Source organism: Lentzea tibetensis (genome assembly GCF_007845675.1).
GTDB lineage: Bacteria > Actinomycetota > Actinomycetes > Mycobacteriales > Pseudonocardiaceae > Lentzea > Lentzea tibetensis.
Window position 1 is genome coordinate 365,284 of sequence record NZ_VOBR01000004.1, and the last position, 18,378, is coordinate 383,661.

General features: G+C 69.5%; 21 protein-coding genes. 18 read left to right on the forward strand and 3 right to left on the reverse strand.

Translation table 11 applies throughout. The features are described from left to right. Positions 1-47: 47 nt before the first annotated feature. The gene (locus FKR81_RS08150) at positions 48-1,637 is read right to left on the reverse strand and encodes a Na+/H+ antiporter (protein WP_328593133.1); all 1,590 of its coding nucleotides are present in this window, start codon (positions 1,635-1,637) and stop codon (positions 48-50) included. Positions 1,638-1,715: 78 nt separating this feature from the next. Here FKR81_RS08150 and FKR81_RS08155 point away from each other — a divergent pair, with 78 nt between their 5' ends. The 13 genes from FKR81_RS08155 (at position 1,716) to FKR81_RS08210 (ending at position 13,584) form a co-directional block, all read left to right on the forward strand. Then, entirely contained in the window at positions 1,716-3,677 is a 1,962-nt protein-coding gene (locus FKR81_RS08155; protein ID WP_235921386.1) for a TRAP transporter permease, read from the forward strand. Then, positions 3,670-4,644, forward strand: a complete 975-nt coding sequence (locus FKR81_RS08160; RefSeq protein WP_146350302.1) for a TAXI family TRAP transporter solute-binding subunit — start codon at positions 3,670-3,672, stop codon at positions 4,642-4,644. Before FKR81_RS08155 ends, FKR81_RS08160 begins: the two co-directional genes overlap by 8 nt. A gap of 20 nt (positions 4,645-4,664) precedes the next feature. Further along, positions 4,665-5,924 carry a phosphoribosylamine--glycine ligase gene (purD, locus tag FKR81_RS08165; RefSeq protein WP_146350303.1) on the forward strand — a complete coding sequence of 420 codons (1,260 nt, stop codon included), beginning with the start codon at positions 4,665-4,667 and terminating at the stop codon, positions 5,922-5,924. 159 nt (positions 5,925-6,083) lie between these two features. Beyond that, positions 6,084-6,533 (forward strand): hypothetical protein, encoded by a 450-nt coding sequence (locus tag FKR81_RS08170; RefSeq protein WP_146350304.1) that lies wholly within the window; start codon positions 6,084-6,086, stop codon positions 6,531-6,533. A 25-nt stretch (positions 6,534-6,558) separates the two neighbouring features. Continuing rightward, positions 6,559-7,113, forward strand: coding sequence for a DUF3558 domain-containing protein (locus FKR81_RS08175; protein ID WP_222598196.1), 555 nt, complete (start codon positions 6,559-6,561; stop codon positions 7,111-7,113). A 9-nt stretch (positions 7,114-7,122) separates the two neighbouring features. Beyond that, on the forward strand, positions 7,123-8,364 hold the full coding sequence (locus FKR81_RS08180) for a hypothetical protein (RefSeq protein ID WP_146350306.1): 1,242 nt from the start codon (positions 7,123-7,125) through the stop codon (positions 8,362-8,364). Positions 8,365-8,369: 5 nt separating this feature from the next. Then, complete coding sequence (locus tag FKR81_RS08185) at positions 8,370-9,125, forward strand: ESX secretion-associated protein EspG (protein WP_146350307.1); 756 nt, start codon at positions 8,370-8,372, stop codon at positions 9,123-9,125. 89 nt (positions 9,126-9,214) lie between these two features. Continuing rightward, on the forward strand, positions 9,215-9,718 hold the full coding sequence (locus FKR81_RS08190; protein ID WP_146350308.1) for an ESX secretion-associated protein EspG: 504 nt from the start codon (positions 9,215-9,217) through the stop codon (positions 9,716-9,718). 21 nt (positions 9,719-9,739) lie between these two features. After that, entirely contained in the window at positions 9,740-10,045 is a 306-nt protein-coding gene (locus FKR81_RS08195; RefSeq protein WP_146350309.1) for a hypothetical protein, read from the forward strand. 4 nt (positions 10,046-10,049) lie between these two features. After that, entirely contained in the window at positions 10,050-11,219 is a 1,170-nt protein-coding gene (locus FKR81_RS08200) for a transglycosylase SLT domain-containing protein (RefSeq protein ID WP_146350310.1), read from the forward strand. Between the two features lie 199 nt (positions 11,220-11,418). Next, on the forward strand, positions 11,419-12,552 hold the full coding sequence (locus FKR81_RS08205; protein ID WP_146350311.1) for a pyridoxal phosphate-dependent aminotransferase: 1,134 nt from the start codon (positions 11,419-11,421) through the stop codon (positions 12,550-12,552). An 83-nt stretch (positions 12,553-12,635) separates the two neighbouring features. Then, a complete protein-coding gene (locus tag FKR81_RS43395; protein WP_186762835.1) occupies positions 12,636-12,785 on the forward strand; it encodes a hypothetical protein in 150 nt (49 codons plus the stop codon). A gap of 40 nt (positions 12,786-12,825) precedes the next feature. Then, entirely contained in the window at positions 12,826-13,584 is a 759-nt protein-coding gene (locus FKR81_RS08210) for a potassium channel family protein (protein WP_235921387.1), read from the forward strand. Here the strand turns inward: FKR81_RS08210 and FKR81_RS08215 are convergent. Together FKR81_RS08215 and FKR81_RS08220 are read right to left on the reverse strand one after the other, a co-directional pair. Further along, on the reverse strand, positions 13,501-14,097 hold the full coding sequence (locus FKR81_RS08215; RefSeq protein ID WP_186762836.1) for an HAD-IA family hydrolase: 597 nt from the start codon (positions 14,095-14,097) through the stop codon (positions 13,501-13,503). The genes FKR81_RS08210 and FKR81_RS08215 overlap by 84 nt on opposite strands. 1 nt (position 14,098) lies before the next feature. Beyond that, positions 14,099-15,097: a threonine aldolase family protein gene (locus tag FKR81_RS08220; protein ID WP_146350428.1), complete on the reverse strand. Its 999-nt coding sequence runs from the start codon at positions 15,095-15,097 to the stop codon at positions 14,099-14,101. Between the two features lie 119 nt (positions 15,098-15,216). Between FKR81_RS08220 and FKR81_RS08225 the strand changes: the two genes are divergently transcribed. The 5 genes from FKR81_RS08225 to FKR81_RS08245 are packed head-to-tail and all read left to right on the forward strand — an operon-like array spanning position 15,217 to position 18,378. Beyond that, positions 15,217-15,735 (forward strand): SigE family RNA polymerase sigma factor, encoded by a 519-nt coding sequence (locus FKR81_RS08225; RefSeq protein ID WP_146350312.1) that lies wholly within the window; start codon positions 15,217-15,219, stop codon positions 15,733-15,735. A 17-nt stretch (positions 15,736-15,752) separates the two neighbouring features. Next, positions 15,753-16,439, forward strand: a complete 687-nt coding sequence (locus FKR81_RS08230) for a hypothetical protein (RefSeq protein WP_146350313.1) — start codon at positions 15,753-15,755, stop codon at positions 16,437-16,439. A gap of 29 nt (positions 16,440-16,468) precedes the next feature. Next, on the forward strand, positions 16,469-17,050 hold the full coding sequence (locus FKR81_RS08235) for a TetR/AcrR family transcriptional regulator (protein WP_146350314.1): 582 nt from the start codon (positions 16,469-16,471) through the stop codon (positions 17,048-17,050). Between the two features lie 57 nt (positions 17,051-17,107). After that, the gene (locus tag FKR81_RS08240; protein ID WP_146350315.1) at positions 17,108-17,644 is read left to right on the forward strand and encodes an RNA polymerase sigma factor; all 537 of its coding nucleotides are present in this window, start codon (positions 17,108-17,110) and stop codon (positions 17,642-17,644) included. After that, positions 17,641-18,378 carry a hypothetical protein gene (locus FKR81_RS08245; protein ID WP_146350316.1) on the forward strand — a complete coding sequence of 246 codons (738 nt, stop codon included), beginning with the start codon at positions 17,641-17,643 and terminating at the stop codon, positions 18,376-18,378. Before FKR81_RS08240 ends, FKR81_RS08245 begins: the two co-directional genes overlap by 4 nt.

Consider the following 18,378-nt stretch of genomic DNA (forward strand, 5'->3'; position numbering starts at 1 on the left):
GCTGAAAGGGGCACCCAAGCATCGAAACACGAAGAACAGGTGAACGGTCACTCTCTGGCGAGTGCCGCTTCCTCGAGATCCAGCTCCCGCAGCACCCGGAACAGCACCTCGTCGTCGATCTCACCGGCGTCGCGGGCCTGCACGAACACCTCGCGCTCGGTCGCCAGCATCGTCCGGCGCAACCGCCGGTACGCCGCCGCGGGGCTTTCGCTCTCCTGCCTGCCCAACCGCTCCCACGCCGCGTTGCCGCGGTGCTCGGCGATGATCCGCAGCCGGTCGACGATCTGCGGCGGCACGTCCTCGCCGACCAGCTCGTCCAGCCGGTCGACCGACGCCTGCGCGGCTCGGTGCTGCACCTGCGCCTCGGCGAGCGCGTCCCCGCGCTCCTCGTTGTTCTCGAACCCGATCTTGCGGATCACCCAGGGCAGGGTCGTGCCCTGGATCAGCAGCGTCCCGACGACGACCACGAACGTGCAGAACAGGATCACGTTGCGCTCCTCGACCCGTGAGTCGATCGCGGCCGCGGCGGCGAGGGACACCACGCCGCGCATGCCGGCCCACGCGATCACGTTGACCTTGCCGACGTGCGGCATGCCCTCCCGTTCGCGGACCCGTTTCGACAGCCAGATCGGCAGGTACGTCGCCGGGTACATCCACACGAACCGCACGACGATCGTCGCCAGCAGCACCAGCAGCGCCGCCTGCACGAGCTGCCAGTTCAGGTCCACGTCGCTGAGCACCTTGCGGACCTGGAGCCCGATGATCGCGAAGACGAACGCCTCCAGCAGCGCGTCGACCGACCGCCACACCGCGGCGTCCTGCAACCGGGTCGAGTAGCCGGTGCTCGGCGCGTTGTGGCCGACGTAGAGCCCCGCGACCACGACGGCGAGCACACCGGACGCCTCGACGCTCTCCGCGAACAGGTAGGCGCCGAACGGCACCAGCAGGGCGAACGCGCTGTCCAGCAGTCCTTCGCCGCACATCCGGCGGACCCGTTGCACCAGGAACCCGAAGACCAGGCCGAGCGCGATGCCGCCGACGGTCGCGGCCAGGAACACGAACACGCCTTCGCCCCAGCCCATCGCCGTCCCGACCGCGGCCGCGACGGCGACCTTGTACGCGGTCAGCGCGGTCGCGTCGTTGATCAGGCTCTCGCCGGTCAGCAACGTCATCGCGCGGCGCGGCAGACCCAGCCGCCGCCCGATGGTGATGGCGGCGACCGCGTCCGGCGGTGCGACGACCGCGCCCAGCACGAGAGCGGCGGCCAGCGGCATGTCCGGGATCACGAGGTGCGCGACCCAGCCGACGGTGACCGTCGTGAACAGCACGAGTCCCACCGCGAGGAAGCCGATCGGCCGCAGGTTCGCGCGGATGTTCAGGTACGAGCTGTCCAGCGCGGCCGAGTAGAGCAGCGGCGGCAGGACCAGCACGAGGATCAGGTGCGGATCCAGGTCGAACGCGGGCAGCCCCGGGATGAACGACACCCCCAGGCCCACCGCCACCAGCAGCAGCGGCGCCGACCAGTTCAGTCGGTTCGCCAGCGCTGTGACGAGCAGCGCACCCAGCAGCAACATCAGCAGTTCCGGCCCGTGCATGCGCTCATCTTGCGCCACGACGGCGGGCCCGGCGCGTGCCATGTGGACAGTCGGGGTTCTTTACATTCCCTTTAGACGATTACCGCGCGCCTGTGACCAGCACCACAGTACGGTCCAGGGGTGACCGCACAACCGACACCGGACGTCGCGAAACTCGTCGCCGAGTTCGACGAGGAGCGGCCGTGCCGCACCCTGTCGCCGCGCTGGGAACGGGCGATGTGGATCGCCGGTCTCGCCGTCGCGCTGCTCGTGCTGAAGCAGGTGTTCTTCCCGTTCAGCAAGGGAAACCAGTTCTACCTGGTGATCTTCCTGGCGGTGACGCTGCCGCTGGTGTTCCTCTGCTACCGGCCGGGCGGCAAGGCGCCGGAGAAGGACGACCCAGCCTGGTACGACTGGGTGCTGGCGGCGCTGGCGTTCGCTGTCGCGGCCTACCCGCTGCTCGGCGGCTTCGACGCGTTCCTCGACCGGCAGGGCCAGCTCACGCCGCTGGACGTCGCCGCGGGCGCGGTGCTGCTCGTGCTGATCCTGGAGGCGTGCAGGCGCACCACCGGGCTGGTGCTGCCGATCGTCTGCCTCGGCTTCGTCGCCTACGCCTACTACGGCGGATACCTGCCGCCCAGCTGGGGGATCGCGCACGCGGGCGTGGACTTCGGGCAGATCATCAACGGCTTCTACAACGACGCCAGCGGTTTCTACGGCACACCGCTGGACGTCGCCGCGACCTACATCGTGCTGTTCACGATCTACGGCGCGGTGCTGAACGCCTCGGGCGCCGGCAAGTTCTTCGTGGACATCAGCTTCGCCGCGTTCCGCAGGTCGCACACCGCGCCGGGCCGCACCGCGGCGACCGCCGGGTTCCTGCTCGGCACGGTCTCCGGGTCGGGCACCGCGACGACGGTGTCGCTGGGCGCGGTGACGTGGCCGATGCTGCGGAAAGCCGGATATCCCAAGGAGAACGCGGGCGGCCTGCTCGCCGCGTCCGGCATCGGCGCGATCCTGTCGCCGCCGACACTGGGCGCCGCGGCGTTCATCATCGCGGAGTACCTGGAGACGTCGTACCTGCAGGTGCTGATCTGGGCGATCATCCCGACCCTGCTGTACTACCTGGGCATCGCGCTGGCCGTGGAGGCCGACGCGCGGCGGTTCGGCGCCCGCCCGGTCGACATCGACTCGCCGTCGCCGCTGACGTTGCTCAAGCAGGGCGGCTACCACTTCCTGTCGCTCGGCATCATCGTCGTGTTCCTGGCGCTGGACATCCCTCCTTACGCCGCAGTCGTTTACGCCAGTGGCGTCGCCGCTCTGTTCGCGTTGCTCAAGGAGCGCCGCGGCTGGCTCTACCTGGTGGCGGACTCGCTGTCGACGGGCGTGCGCTCGGCGTTCCCGGTGATCGCGGTGTGCGCGGCGGCCGGCGTGATCACGTCGACCATCACCAAGACCGGGCTGGGGCAGGAGCTCGCGTCGTCGCTCGTCGACCTGGCCGAGCTGATGGCGTCGAACGCGACGATCGTGCTGTTGCTGACCGCGGTGTTCTCGGCGCTCGCCGTCTCGGTGCTGGGACTGGCCGTTCCGGTGACCGCGTCGTTCATCATCTCGTGGGTCGTGATCGGCCCCGCGCTGATCAACCTCGGCGTCGACAAGGCCGAGACGGCGATGTTCATCTTCTACTACGCGGTGCTGTCCGAGGTGACGCCGCCGACCGCGCTCGCCGCCGTGGCGGCCGCCGCGATCACCGGCGGCGACGTGCTGAAGACCATGTGGCAGACGTGGAAGTACACGCTGCCCGCGTTCCTCGTGCCGCTCGCGTTCGTGCTCACCGACGAGGGTTCCGCGTTGCTGCTGCGGGGATCCCTGTTCGACTCGCTGTGGACGTTCGTCGTGTCCGCTCTTGGCGTGGCCGCGCTGGCCGTGCTGACGAGCGGCTGGCTGCTCGGCGCGGCGCGCTGGCCGGAACGGCTCCTGTGCGTGCCGGCCGCGTTGTTCCTGCTCTACCTGCAGCCGCTGACCATCGGCATCGGGATCGGGTTCCTGGTGCTCGCTGTTGCCGTGCATTTCGTACTTCGTAGGAGGACGCAAGATGCGTAGGTTGACGATCGGCCTGCTCGCGCTCGCCGTGGTCGTTTCGGGGTGCGGTGGCAAGCGGACGGCATCGCCGTCGGACACCGGCGGAGGCGCGGGCTGTGAGGCGGCCGACGGTCGCATCACGATCGCGACCGGCAACTCGGGCGGCGTGTACTTCGTCGTCGGCGGTGGACTGGCGAAGTTGATCAGCGACAACACCAAGCTGAAGGCGTCGGCCGCCGAGACGGGCGCGTCCGTGCAGAACATCCAGCAGCTCGTCGCGGGCAGCTACGACGTGGCGTTCTCGCTGGCGGACACGGCGGCGGACGCCGTGCAGGGCAAGGGCGCCTTCGACGGCAAGCCGGTCAAGGTGTCCGCGCTGTCGCGCATCTACCCGAACTACACGCAGGTGCTCGTGCGCGCGGACTCCGGCATCAACAGCGTCGCGGACATGAAGGGCAAGCGGATCTCGACCGGTTCGCCGAAGTCCGGCACCGAGGTGATCGCCGGACGGCTGCTGCAGGCGGCCGGCCTGTCCATCGACACCGACGTGCAGGCGCAGCGGCTGGACCTGGCGAAGACCGCGGACGGCATGAAGGACGGCAGCCTCGACGGTCTCGTGTGGTCCGGTGGCCTGCCGACCGCGCAGATCACCGACATCACCACGTCGTTGAAGGAGAAGGTGAAGTTCGTCGACATCACGCCGCAGCTCGACGCGTTGAAGAAGGTCAACCCGGTCTACGACCGCGGCACCATCCCGGCGGCCACGTACTCGCAGGCCGCCGACGCGCCGACCATCGTGGTGCCGAACGTCCTGCTGGTGAAGGACGACTTCCCGGCGAACAACGCGTGCGCCATCACCAAGCTGCTGTTCGACAAGAAGTCGGACCTCGAAAAGGTGCATCCGGCCACCAAGGACATCGCCCGTGACAAGGCCTCGGCGACCGACCCGGTGCCACTCCACCCCGGCGCCAAGCAGGCACTCGGCTGAATGAACTACGCTCGGGCATCGTGCGTGTCCTGGTCATCGGGTCTGGCGCCCGTGAACATGCCCTTGTCCTCGCGTTGTCACGCGATCCTCAGCTGACCGCGCTTGCCTGCGCGCCGGGCAACGCCGGCATCTCGGGCCTCGCGGAGATCTACGGGGTGGATGTCTCCGATCCCGCGGCGGTAGCCGCGCTGGCCAAGGACTGGGACGCGGATCTCGTCGTCATCGGCCCCGAGCAACCACTGGTTGCCGGGGCCGCAGACGCGGTCCGCGCCGCCGGCATCCCGTGCTTCGGCCCGTCCCGCGACGCGGCCCGAATCGAAGGCTCCAAGGCGTTCGCCAAGGACGTCATGACCGCGGCGGGCGTCCCGACGGCGCACAGCGAGGTCGTCGACAACCCGGCGCGCCTCGACTCCGCCCTCGCCCGCTTCGGCCCGACGTGGGTCGTGAAGGACGACGGCCTCGCGGCGGGCAAGGGCGTCGTGGTGACGGCCGACCTGGCCGCGGCCCGCGCCCACGCGATGACGCTGCTCGACGGCGGCCACCCGGTGCTGCTGGAGTCGTTCCTCGACGGCCCCGAGGTGTCCCTGTTCTGCGTCACCGACGGCGTCACCGTCGTCCCGCTGCTGCCCGCGCAGGACTTCAAGCGCGTGGGCGACGGCGACCACGGCCCCAACACCGGCGGCATGGGCGCCTACGCCCCGCTGCCGTGGGCCCCGGCAGGCCTGGTGTCCGACATCGTGTCTGTCTGCGTGCAGCCCGTCGTCGACGAGCTCGCACGCCGCGGCACGCCGTTCACCGGCCTGCTCTACGCCGGTCTGGCGCTGACGTCCTCAGGTGGCCCGCAGGTCATCGAGTTCAACTGCCGCTTCGGCGACCCGGAGACCCAGTCCGTGCTGGCCCTCTTGAGGACTCCTCTCGGCGGCCTCTTCCTCGCCGCCGCCAACGGCGCCCTGACCGAGTTCCCCGCCCTGGAGTGGGACTCCGGCTACGCGGTGACCGTCGTCGTGGCTGCCGAGGGCTACCCCGGCAGGCCGCGCACCGGTGACGTGATCACCGGCGCCGAGGCCGAGGGCGTGCTGCACGCAGGCACCCGTCGCCGCGAGGACGGCGCCGTCGTGTCCACCGGCGGGCGCGTGCTTTCCGTTGTGGGGACTGGGAAGTCTCTCAACAAGGCGCGTGATCGGGCGTACAAGTTGATCGATGGCATCCACTTGACCGGCTCGCATCACCGGTCGGACATCGCGCTGAAGGCGGCCGAGGGCACGATCACGGTCCCCTAGAGCGAGCGCGGTCTCCGCTGACGCGCACGCGGCGTCAGGGCGTCCAGGTGGGAACCATCTCCGGGTGGTCTTCGTCCAACCACAGGTGTGCCTCACGCAGGCGTTGGTAGCCTGCGAAGTGGGACCGAACCGTTACCGAACGTACGGGGGTAGGACGTCGTGGCAGAGGACAACGCGGCAGCGGGGGCCCTCCTCGGCGCCGTCGCTGGTGTCGGTGGAGCGGTGGGTGCAGCTGTCGGATCGCTGTTCGCCGCTGAGGGGGCTCTCGGCAGAATGCTCGCCGGGGCATCGGGGCAGAAATTCGAGGTCGACAAGGGCACGGTCCTGCAGGCCGGCAAGGTGATCAGTGATCAGGCGACCGTGCTGCAGGACGCTCTCTCGCATGCGGGCCAGCGACTGGAAGTCGTGGTCGACGACGATGTGAACAAGCCCATCGCCTCGGCCTGGAACACGAGGCTCGTCAACGGCGAGTCGTCTTATGCGGGCCGGATTCAGCAGTACATCAACAGCCTCGACAACCTCGCCGGCCAGCTGAAAGAAGCTGCGAAGCAATACGGTTTCACCGAGGATGAAGTTCAAGCAGCGTTCGGAGACAAGGGTGTTCAGTAGGGTAAGCCTTCCTCTCGCTGCGGTCGTGGTCGCTCTGGCCGTGGCCGGTTGCACGCAGCAGGTGCCCGGTACGGGAGGCGGTTCGAGCGAAACGCCACCGCCCGCGAGCACCTCATCCAGCGCGAACCGTCCAGATCGGCCGGAGGCCCTCAAGGTCGACGGGATCGACGCCTGCAAGGTCCTGACGCCTGAACAGATGCAGACGCTCAAGGTCCAGCGAACTGTTCCGGAGACCAACAAGATCATCGGTTTGGACATTCCGTTGTGCAACTTCGCCACGGCGAGTGCTCCGCGTTTCTCCTACGGCGTGGGACTGGTCGGCTCGAAGGGAATCGACTACCTGCGTTCCGGTGGCAGCAACCTCGACATCAACGATGATGAAGTTTCCGGGTACGCCGCGTTGCAGACGAATCTGACCGGCGTGACCACTGAATGCGTTTACTGGCTCGACGTGGCTGACGGAAAAATGCTCATGGTCGAATATCGTCCGGCCACGGAGAAAGAATCCCGAGAGCAGATGTGCCAGAAGGCGAAGCAGGGGGCCGAGTCCGCCCTTAAAACACTGAAGACATTGCAGTGAGGGGGAACGATGTCGAACGAGTCGTTCGGTGACGCCCGCTACGCGGGATATGACAACGCTGGCCTCGCCAACCTGATCGAGGGCTTCCGGGCCAGCGGAGGCGCCCGCGTTTTCGGCGAGGCGTCTGCTGCGCTGCGCGAGCTGTCCTTGCAGCTCGAGAAGACCGATGACGACCTGCGCCGGGAGCTCGGCAAGCTGAACATCTCCTGGCAGGGGCTCGCGGGCGACAACGCAGGGCAGAGCGTCGAGGCGTCGGCCAAGCACGGTGGCGACAGCAGCGATGCGGCCAAGCAGAACGCCCAGGCCACGATGATGCAGAGCGAGGCCAACAGCCAGGCCCGCAACACCATGCCGGAGTCTCAGAAGCTTCGCGGCGCCACCTCCACCGGGATCGTCGACGACGTGGCCGGGTTCTTCGGGCACGAGACCGATCGCGCCAAGGAGGTCAAGGAGACCAACGCGGCCCGGCAGCAGGCGATCGACAGCCTCAACGGCTACTCGCAGAACTCGCAGGACGCGATCAACCGGTTCCAGGACCCCGGCCGCCCGCCGAACTTCGAGGTCACCTCGACGTCGAGCGTCAGCACGCCGGTCGGCCACACACAGCAACCCGGCGTCGGCACGCCCGGATTCCACGGCACGCCGGGCACGCCCGGCTCGACCGGCCTGCCCCCAGGTACGGGCGGCAACCCGGTCGGCCCCGTGCCGAACGTGCCCGGTGGCACCACCGGCACGCTCCCCGGAACGCCACCGCCCGGCGCCATCCCGCCCGGTCCCGGTCTGCCCGGCAAGCTCGGTTCGCCGTTGCCCGTCGGGCTCGGGATCGCGACCGCCGCGGCGGCTGGTCTCGGTGCGGCCGCGGCGACCGCGCGGCCTGGTCAGACCGTCGGCGGTGGGCGTGGGCCGAGCCAGGCGCCCAAGACGCCGATCGCTCCCGCTGGGCCGAAGGGTGCGCCGAGCACCATCGGTGCCGGTGGCACGGGCACCGGCAGTGGCACCACCAAGGGTGGCGCCGCGGGTGTCGGGGCTGCCGACGAGCACGGTCCGAACCGGCCTGGTGCCAAGGGTGGCGCCGGTGTTGCCGGCAAGGGCGGCTCTGGCCTGATGTCTCCCGCGGCCGGTGCGGCCAAGGGCGAGGGCGACGAGGACGAAGAGCACGTGCGGAAGTACGGGGTCGACTCGGACGACGTGTTCGGTGACGAGCGCATGGTGGTCCAGTCGGTCATCGGCGAAGACCCGAAGGACAAGTAGATCCCTTGAGCTCTCCAGGTTCTGTGGTTCTGTCCACATTGGAGTTCGACGTCGCGTGGGAGGCCCAGCGCCTCCCCGCGCGCAACGTCGCGCTCGACGTGCCCAGCCCCGGTACGACGCACACCGAACGTGCGCAGTTCGTGGCGAGCGCCTGGGGATCGCTGGAGGGGCGCGGCCTGGCCAGCAGAGGCCGGGTCGTGCCGGAGCTCGCCGACGGGTTCGCCTTGCTGGCGAACCCGCAGGTGAGCATCGACATCTGGATCTGGGCCGACCGGCAGATCACCGGGCTCGCGGCCTCGATCGGTGAGGAAGCGATCCTCGCCGTCGTCGACGGCAACGAGGTGTGGCTGATCGAGGCTCGGGCCAGCGCGCTCGCCGAGGCCGCGGTGTCCGTGGCAGGCGACATGCCGTCCGGGCACGGGCGGTCGATCAGCCTGCCGCACGACACGCTGCGCGACGCGTCCGCCGAGGCGGGCAAGGACGCGGAGAAGTTCCTCCTCGCGCTGGAACGGCGGGGCATCCCGCTCAGCGACGCGCAGGAGCTCGCCCGCATGTGCGACGGCATGAGCACGCGCGGGCAGTTCGGGGTCGAGCGCGGACGGGACCGGGCGGGCCGGGTCGTCGCGTTCCACGACACGCCGAACGGGCGGTTCCTGCACCAGATGCGGCCCAGCTCGGACGGGCGGAACTGGAGCACGGTCACGCCCGCGAGCAACCAGAAGCTCGCAAGCAGCGTCTGGGAGTTGCTCCAGGAGGTCTAGGCGGGAACCTAACGGGCACCAGCGTCGTCTTAAGAGTCGCGGGCCTGGGGGGCCAGGGGTGAAGCCCGCTGCCATCTGGGAGACGTCCGTTGAGAGCAGTCCTCAGCCCAGCCGCTTACCGTTCCGCGTGGGAGAAACTCGAGCTCGGCGCCATGCCGATCGTGCTCTACGTGGAGGAGCCCGGCGAGCCCGAAGAGCTCGCCGAACACATGCAGGGAAACGAGCTCGATCCGTGGCTCGCCGCGGCGTTCAAGCTCATCGCCACGCCACCGTTGTCGATCGACCTCCGGCTCGGGTACGGCAGCACCTCGGTGCGCGCGCTGGCCACGAGCAACGTGCTCGCCGTGCTCACGCGTGACGCGATGACGATCAGGGAGATCGACGATCCGATCGACGCGCTCGTCGGTCTCCTGCCTGACGCGCCGGGTGAGTTGCGCGCGCAGTTCGGGGCCGCCGTCGTCGACGCGGGTGGGCGCAGGCAGCGTGCCGCCGACGTCGTCGACTGGTCGTCGAACGACGGTGTCACCCAAGAGGCGCTGAAAGCGCGAATCGGCTCCATGGTCGACACGATTCGTTCTATCGTCGAGAAGTAGAGACCAAGGGGGTTGGCCGGCGTGGCTGTCGCGAAGTTCAACACCGAAGCCATGGAACAGTGCCGCACTACCGTGAGCAGTCAGGCCGGGCAATTCGGCGCGATCGGGGACGGCTTTTCCAATCAGTATGGCAATCCGGACATTTTCGGAAAGCTGTCCGCTTCCGGTTCGATGTCCGGTTCGGTGAGCTCGATGGACGAGGCCGCCGGACGCGAGTTCGCCGCCGCCGAGACTTTGCTCGGCAAGGTGGAGCGAACGCTCGACGCGGTCCAGCAGAACGTCGCGGACATCGAGGAGTCCAACGTGCAGTCGTTCCGGACGGTGTGAGCTGATGAGTGCGAAGGACGAGGTCGCGGCACTTCCCGGCGGGGCGCCGCTCGCCGCGCTCGCGGACAAGGTCGAGACCGCGCAGCCCGAGGCCGTGCGCGAGATCGCGACCCGCTGGCGTCAGGCCGCGGGCAAGTGCGGTGACAACACCAACACCGTGCAGCAGTCGGTCAACCAGCTCGACGGCGCGTGGCAGGGCGGCTCGGCGGACGGTTTCGTCGCGTACATGGGCAACTTCGGCAAATGCGGCACCGCGATGGCTGAGGCGCTCAACAATGCGGCGACCGATGTCGAAGCCGCGGCGTCCGCACTGGAAAGCGCGAAGACGTCGATGTCGCGCATCTGTGAGGACCTGCTGAGCCGGGTTCGGCAATTGCGCCAGCAGTACCGGAACTTCCCCGAGGAAGATCTGAACAGCGCGATCGCCGGCATGTGCCAGGAAGCGACCAGCGACGCGGAACCCGTCATCGCGCAGGCCGACAGCGCACTGAGCAATGCGCAGGGTGCGTTGAACGGCCGCGCGGGCGGGCTCTCGCCGAAGTTCTCCACGATGGAGGACCCGACCTCGCAGTCCTTCACGCCGGCACCGGGCAAGTCGATCGAGTGGGCGCCGACGCCCCCGCCCGACGAGTCGACCAAGCCGTCCAGCGCCGAGCCGAAGCCGAGCACCGGCGGGTCCACCGGAAGCGGTTCCGGTGGTTCCGGCGGTGGTTCCGGCGATGGTGGTGGTTCCGGTGGCGGAGGCGGCGGCACCGGTGGTGGCGGAGGTGGTGGCCTCGGCCCGAGCGGCGGCCCGCCGTCCGGCAGCCCGCCGCCCGGCAACGTCGAGGAGTGGATCCGCGAGGCCATCAAGATCCTGCAGGCCAACGGCATCCCGGTCACCGACGAGAACATCGACGAGATCTGGAAGATCATCGAGAAGGAGTCGAGCGGAAACCCGCACGCCATCAACGACTGGGACTCGAACGCCGCCAAGGGAACGCCGTCGAAGGGGCTGATGCAGTGCATCGACCCGACGTTCCAGGCGCACAAGCTGCCCGGCCACGACGACATCTGGAATCCGGTCGACAACATCATCGCCGGAGTCCGGTACACGTTCTCGCGGTACGGCGGCTTCGAGGGCCACCCCGGTCTCAAGGCGATGTCGCAGGGCGGCGGCTACCAGGGCTACTGACGCCTGGTGCGGTGAACGGGCCGTTCACTCGACCTCCGCCGTTGTGGGCGGAACGAAGTGGGCGGGAAAATCGTTGCGCAACGAGGAAGCGCGCGGGGGCAGCGGCAGGGATACCGCCATCGGCACGGCGGGCAGGCTGAGCGGACTACGGCGTCTCGGACTACGGCGTCGCCGCCTGCCGGGTGGTTAACCTGGCGGCATGCTGACCGTCGCCGCGAGGGCCGCTGTCCCGCCGTTCCACGTCATGGACGTGCTGTCCGCAGCCGCGCGCAGGCAGCGGACGCACGGGGACGTGGTGTCGCTGGCCGCGGGGCAGCCCTCGAGCCCGGCGCCGCGGCCGGTGCGGGAGGCGGCGGAGCGCGCGCTGCGGGAGCAGACGCTCGGGTACACCGAGCAACTGGGCATCCTGGAGCTGCGCGAGGCCATCGCCGGGCACTACGAGCGGATGTACGAGCTGGACGTGCACCCGGACGACGTGGTCGTGACGACCGGGTCGTCGGGTGCGTTCCTGCTGGCGTTCCTGAGCGCGTTCGACGCCGGGGACAAGGTCGCGCTGGCGCGGCCGGGCTACCCGGCGTACCGGAACATCCTGAGCGCGCTCGGGTGCGAGGTGGTCGAGCTGCCGTGCGGGCCGGACACGCGGTTCCAGCCGACGGTGGAGATGCTCGACCCGAGCCTCAAGGGTGTGATCGTCGCCAGTCCGGCCAACCCGACGGGCACGGTGGTCGACGTCGGGCCGATCGCCGGGTGGTGCGCGGAGAACGGGGTGCAGCTCGTCAGCGACGAGATCTACCACGGGATCAGCTACGGCGACCCGCTGCACTGCGCGTGGGAGACCGACCGCGAGGCGATCGTGGTCAACTCGTTCTCCAAGGCGTTCGCGATGACCGGGTGGCGGCTCGGGTGGATGTTGCTGCCGAAAAGGCTGCGGCGCGCGGTCGACTGCCTCACCGGCAACTTCACGCTGTGCCCGCCCGCGTTGGCGCAGTACGCGGCGGTCGAGGCGTTCAGCCACCAGTCGTACGCCGAGATCGAGCAGCACGTCCTGCGCTACCGGACGAACCGCGACCTGCTGCTCGCCGGGCTCGACGAGCTGGGCATCGACAGGCTCGCGCCCGCTGACGGCGCGTTCTACGCGTACGCCGACGTCCGGCACCTCACCGACGACTCAATGGGCTTCTGCAAGAAGCTGCTCGACGACACCGGGGTCGCGATCGTCCCCGGCATCGACTTCGACCCCGTCGACGGGCACCACTTCATCAGGATGTCCTTCGCCGGGTCCACTGAGGACATCGAGGAAGCGTTGCGGCGACTGAAGGCCTGGCTGCCCTAGCCGCACTGCCAGAGGACGGCAGCGGGCCGGGCTGGCATGGCACTGTTGTACCGGGAGGGTCCGACAAAAACGGGAGCGGAACTATGTGGGCGATCATCGGGTGGCTCGTCGCGATCTGGCTCGTGCTCACCGTCGTCGGTGCGGTGGTGAAGGGACTGTTCTGGCTGGCGGTCGTCGGCGGCGTCCTGCTGGCGGGCACGGCCGCGTACGGCGCGATCAAGAGCCGCAGGTGATGCACTGGAATATCGGCCGGAAGACGTTCACCATGTAGCGGTGTTGCAGTCCGACGAGGCACGCCTGGCCAGGTGGGAGGCACGCGTCGAGTGGCCGATGACGGCCCTCGCCGTGGTCTTCCTGGTGGCCTACGCCTGGCAGGTGCTCGACGACAAGGCCACCACCGGCCTGCACGCCGTGCTCGAGATCGTGCTGTGGGGCGTGTGGGCGGTCTTCCTCGTCGACTACCTCGCCCGGTTCAAGCTCGCCGAGAACAAGGGCCGCTTCGTCGTCCAGCACCTGTTCGACCTGCTCGCCGTGCTGTTGCCGATGGTTCGGCAGCTGCGCGTGCTGCGGCTGGTCAGCGTGCTCAAGGTCCTCAACAAGCGGTTCCAGGGCAAGATCCGCCAGCGCGTCGGCATCTACGTCGGCGGCGTCACCGTGCTCGTGTCGTTGTGCGCCAGCCTCGCGGTGCTGGACGCGGAGCGGCACCACGCGAACGCGACCATCACGACGTTCCCCGACGCTCTGTGGTGGACGCTCACCACGATGTCCACGGTCGGCTACGGCGACCGCTACCCGGTCACCACCGAGGGCAGGCTGGTCGCCGCGCTGCTCATGGTCGGTGGCATCGCGCTGCTCGGTGTCATCACCGGCACGATCGCCAGCTGGCTCGTCGAGAAGCTCAAGGGCGTCGAGGAAGCCGAGCTGGAGACCGCGGCCGAGGTCAGGAAGCTACGCGCCGAGCTGGCGGAACTCCGCGCCGAGCTCAGGGCCGACGTGCGGGGCCCACAGCCTGGCGTCGATGCCCGCGGCTAGCGCGCCGTCGACGTTGGTCTGACGGTCGTCGAGGAACACCACGTCACCCGGCGCCGCGTCCAACAGGGACACCAGGTGGTCCCAGATCCGCCGGTCCGGCTTCGCGCACCCGAGGTCGCCGGAGAACACCAGGTGCCGGAAGTGCTTGGTCCACTCCTGCTCCTCGGCCACCCGCGCGAACGACACGGGAGCGTTCGACAGCAACGCCATCGGCACGCCTGCCGAGTCCAGCGACTCCAGCAACGACAGGGTCGACGGGTCGGTGTGCAGCCACCCGGCGACATCGGCCGCCGTCAGCGACTCGGCCATCGAAGCGGAGACGTCGACCCCCAGCGGCTCGCCGACCGCGCGCCAGTAGTCCACATCGGACTGGCCGCGGTCGTACGCGTCGCGCGCGGGCCAGTAGGCCTGCTCGAAGTCGGCCACCGAGACGCCGTACATCGACGCGAGCGTCGGCAGCGCCGTGGTGTAGCGGCTGATGACCTCGCCGTAGTCGAACACGATCCAGCGCACGTCAGCTGACCCCCTCGATCCTCCGCACCACGTCGGCCACGTCGTCGGACGACACGTCCCGGTGCGTCACGAATCTGATCTTCCCGGCCATCGGGCTGGCCAGCACGCCGACCCGTTCGAGCTCCTTCAGCGCGACGCCGATGTCCGGCACCCCGGCCAGCACGATGTTCGTCTCCGGCGCCGCGACGTCCCAGCCCAGCGACGCGAGCCCGGAGGCGAGCGCACGCGCGTTGGCGTGGTCGGCGGCCAGCGAGGAGATCCGGTCCAGCCCGACCAGCCCCGCCGCCGCGAGCACGCCGCCCTGCCGCACGCCACCACCGAGCATCTTGCGCACCCGCCGCGCCTCGGCCGCGAACGCGGCCGACCCGGCGACCACGGACCCGACCGGCGCGCCCAGCCCCTTGCTCAGGCACACCTGCACCGTGTCCACACCGGCCGCCAGTGCCGCCGGTGGCACGTCCAGTGCGACCGCCGCGTTCCACAGCCGCGCGCCGTCGAGGTGCACCTTCAACCCGGCGTCCCGCGCGGCCGCGATCAGTGCGACGTGGGAGTCGACCGAGGTCACCGTGCCGCCGGTCGAGTTGTGCGTGTTCTCCAGGCACAACAACGTCGTGCGCAGCCCGTAGTAGGGCGACTCACCGCCGGCCAGCCCGCGCACCGCGTCCGGCGTCAGCGTCACCGCGTGCGGCATCCCGCCCGCGAGCCACGCGGCGGTCCCCAGCTCGGCGTCCAGCACGTGCGCGCCGGGAGAGGCGAGGAAACGATCACCGCGCGACAGGTGCAGCGTCAGCGCGATCAGGTTGCCCATCGACCCGGTCGGCACCCACAGCGCCGCCTCGACGCCCAGCAGGCCGGCGACGCGCTCCTCGAGCGCGCGCATCGTGGGGTCGTGGTCGAGCACGTCGTCGGCGACCTCGGCCGCGGCCATCGCCCGCCGCATCTCGTCATCTGGACGGGTGACGGTGTCCGAGCGCAGGTCGATGGGAGTCACGCATCGGATCACATCACACTCGGCTCACGACCGATGGGGTGATGTAGCTCTCTCCAGAGGTTCATGCAACCGTTGGTGGCCGATGCACCGTCCGGTAAGTGCAAGCACGAGGAGCGGAGAGAGTCCGCGTGGATCAGCGCGACGAGCAGGAGTTCGCGGAGTACTTCGTGGCTCGCCGGGAGGCCGTGCGCCGAACGGCGTACCTGCTCTGTGGTGACTGGCACCGGGCGGACGACTTCGCGCAGACGGCGTTCGTCGCCGTGCATCGGAGGTGGCGCAAGATCCGGGACAAGCAGGCCCTCGACGCCTACGTCCGCAGGACGCTGGTGCGCGCGGTGATCGACGAGTCGCGCCGGCCGTGGCGGCGGGAGCGGTTCGTGGACGAGCTCCCCGAGTCGCCGTCGAGCGACCACGAGGTCGGCGACACGGTGGCGACGCGCGACGCGCTGATGAAGGGCTTGAAGCGGGTTCCTCCCCGGCAACGGGCGGTGCTCGTGCTGAGGTTCCTCGAGGGACTCGACGTCGCTTCGGCGGCGGAAGTGCTCGGGTGTTCGGAAGGCACTGTGAAAAGTCAGACTGCACGAGGACTCGAAGCACTGCGAGAAGCTTTGGGTGACGCGATCGACGACCTGCGACCGGCGTCATGAGCGGGAGGTGGAGGTAGGTGGACGAGCACAAGCTCGCGGAGCTGTTCCGCGACGCGGTGCGCGACACGCCGCCGTCGTCCTTCGACGAGGGGGACGTCCGTTCGGCGTCCCGCCGCGTCACCGCACGCCGCCGCACCCAGCTCGCGCTGGGGTCCACGATGGCCGCTGTGCTCCTCGTGGGTGGGGCAGTTGTGGCCACCGGATTGATTGCGCGGCCCGATTCCGCTACTACAAGTGCTGCGAAGGGTGACAACACGGTCATGCAGGCTCCGGCCGAAGTCGACCGAAGTGACACTTCGCTGAACAAGGAACTTCCCGGTGGCGTGCCTACGCAGGGGGGCACACCACCGTGGAGTGTCGGCGCAAGCGCCGGCACTTCCGCACCGCAGGGGTGCGGAACGGTGGACCGGGAGCTCGCCGACGCCCTCGCCGTCGAGCTTTCGGTCCCCGCCGGCCAAGAAGCGGTCCCCGTCGGCATCGCGTGCCCGGCCGACTCCCGTGCCGCCGCGTTCGTCGTCGACGGCGAGAAGATCGCCGCGATCGTGACGCCGCGCGGCGCCGCCATGCAGTACGAGGCGAACACGAAGTTCACCCAGGTGCCCACGGCCAGCGGCCTCACGCTGCACGTGTTCGCCGAACCGGCCGACGGACAGGCGGCCGATCGGGTGCAGGCGATCGCGGGTGCGTTGATCGGTCAGTTCTGACGGACCGGACGCACTACCCTGACTCGACCATGACCGCAGCCACTCCCAAGGGCGAGCGCCGCAGGCAGGCGCTCGTCGAGGCCGCCGCGGAGCTGCTCGCCGACGGCGGGTTCGACGCGGTCAGGCACCGCGCCGTCGCCGAACGCGCCGGCCTGCCGCTGGCCTCCACCACGTACTACTTCGACTCGCTCGACGAGCTGATCGTCGCCGCCACCGAGTTCCACGCCCGCCAGGAGCTGGTGTGGGGCGCGAAACGGCTGGAAGAGGTCGCCGACCGGCTCGGTGACGACGAGGTGCTCGCCGACCTCGTGCTCGACCTGCTGCTCGGGCAGAGCGCGGACGCCGAGGCCGTCGTGCTCCGCTACGAACGCCTCGTCGCGACCGGCCGCCGCCCCTACCTCCGCCCGCTCATGCGCGCGCTCGGCGGCGAGCTGCGCGGGCTGATCTACGAGATCTTCACCAGGTCCGGCCGCCGGTTCGGCAGGGAACGGGTCGAGGAGCTCATCGCGCTCGTCGACGGCGCCGTCGTGAACGCGCTGATCGAGGTCGACTCGGACCCGCGCGGGGTCGCCGGCCGGATGTTGCGCACCGCACTGTCCCGTCAGGACTGATGCAACCTTCCCTCTCCTCGAGGCGTCGTCCTCAGTGAAGACGTGGAAGGGGCATGCATGCGCAAGGCCGATGAACAGGGCTTTCGTGAGTTCGCGGCGTCGCATGCCGCCTCGCTCCGGCGCACGGCCTACCTCTTCTGCGGTGACTGGCACACGGCAGAGGACCTGATGCAGGCCAGCCTGATGAAGATGTACCTCGCCTGGAAGCGGGCGAAGGACCTGGACAACGTCACCGCGTACGCCCGCAAGGTGCTGCTGCGCACCTGGCTGGACGAGAAGCGCAGGCCGTGGCGCCGCGCCGAGCAGCACGACGGGGAGCTGCCGGACACCGCGGACGCGACCGCCGACCCCGACCTCACCAGCAGCCGCCTGTGGGCGCGCGAGCTGGTGCACGCGGCGTTGTTGCAGGTCCCTCCCAGACAACGGGCGGTGCTCGTGCTGCGCTACTTCGAGGACCTGTCGGTCGCCGAGGTCTCCGTCGCCATGGGATGCACCGAGGGGACGGTCAAGAGTCAGACGGCACGCGGGCTCGTCGCGCTGCGCGCCGCCGTCGAGAAGCTGGACAGCAGCACCGCGGGGAGGGTCGCGTCATGAGTGAGCAGGAGATCCGGGAGGGTTTGCGGGTCGCAGTCTGGGACGAGCCGCCGCTCGACTTCGACCCGGACGCGCTGATCGCGCAGGCCGAGAAGGTGCGCACGCGCAGGCGTGCGCTGGTCAGCGTGGGCGTCGGGACCGCGCTGGTCGTCGTGTCGGCGTTCGCGCTGCCGACGTTGTTCAGCCCGTCGCGGCCGGACTCGGCGAACGTGGCCGAGTCACCGACCCGCTCGTCGGCGGTGACGGCGCCACCGGCCCCGAACTCGCAGCAGGTGGAGAAGGTGGCCGTTCAGGCCGTGAAGCGCCTGCACCTCATCCTGCCTTCGGCAATCGGTGTCGTGCCCGAGTACGTCGACGACGGCCGGGGGGTGCCGGTGCCGCCGATGGCGGTCGGCCGGTTCGGCTGGTTCATCAGGTTCGAGGACACCATCGGCCCGACGGCGATCCAGCTGCAGATCGGTGGGCACATGACCGACGAGAAGTACTGCGGAGGCTTCGAGACGTGCAGACAGGAGGCCGAGTCCGACGGCAGCAAGGTCATCATCGCCGAGCACTACGAGGGCGCTGAGATGATCGAGTCGATGGTCACGCACGTGCGCACCAACGGCACGGCCGTCACGGTCACCTCGTTCTCGTACAACCCGCTGACCGGCAGCGGGATCCGCAAGACCGTGCCGATCGGGTCGGGCGGACTGCGCGTGCTGGCGACGGACCCGCAGATCAGCTGGGACTAG

Bases quoted from the DNA above. Each gene is read 5' to 3' on its own strand.
- FKR81_RS08245 (WP_146350316.1), top strand. From the start codon at position 17,641: ATGAGTGAGCAGGAGATCCGGGAGGGTTTGCGGGTCGCAGTCTGGGAC.
- FKR81_RS08205 (WP_146350311.1), top strand. From the start codon at position 11,419: ATGCTGACCGTCGCCGCGAGGGCCGCTGTCCCGCCGTTCCACGTCATG.
- FKR81_RS08235 (WP_146350314.1), top strand. From the start codon at position 16,469: ATGACCGCAGCCACTCCCAAGGGCGAGCGCCGCAGGCAGGCGCTCGTC.
- FKR81_RS08150 (WP_328593133.1), bottom strand. From the start codon at position 1,637: ATGGCACGCGCCGGGCCCGCCGTCGTGGCGCAAGATGAGCGCATGCAC.
- FKR81_RS08160 (WP_146350302.1), top strand. From the start codon at position 3,670: ATGCGTAGGTTGACGATCGGCCTGCTCGCGCTCGCCGTGGTCGTTTCG.
- FKR81_RS43395 (WP_186762835.1), top strand. From the start codon at position 12,636: ATGTGGGCGATCATCGGGTGGCTCGTCGCGATCTGGCTCGTGCTCACC.
- FKR81_RS08240 (WP_146350315.1), top strand. From the start codon at position 17,108: ATGCGCAAGGCCGATGAACAGGGCTTTCGTGAGTTCGCGGCGTCGCAT.
- FKR81_RS08200 (WP_146350310.1), top strand. From the start codon at position 10,050: ATGAGTGCGAAGGACGAGGTCGCGGCACTTCCCGGCGGGGCGCCGCTC.
- FKR81_RS08180 (WP_146350306.1), top strand. From the start codon at position 7,123: ATGTCGAACGAGTCGTTCGGTGACGCCCGCTACGCGGGATATGACAAC.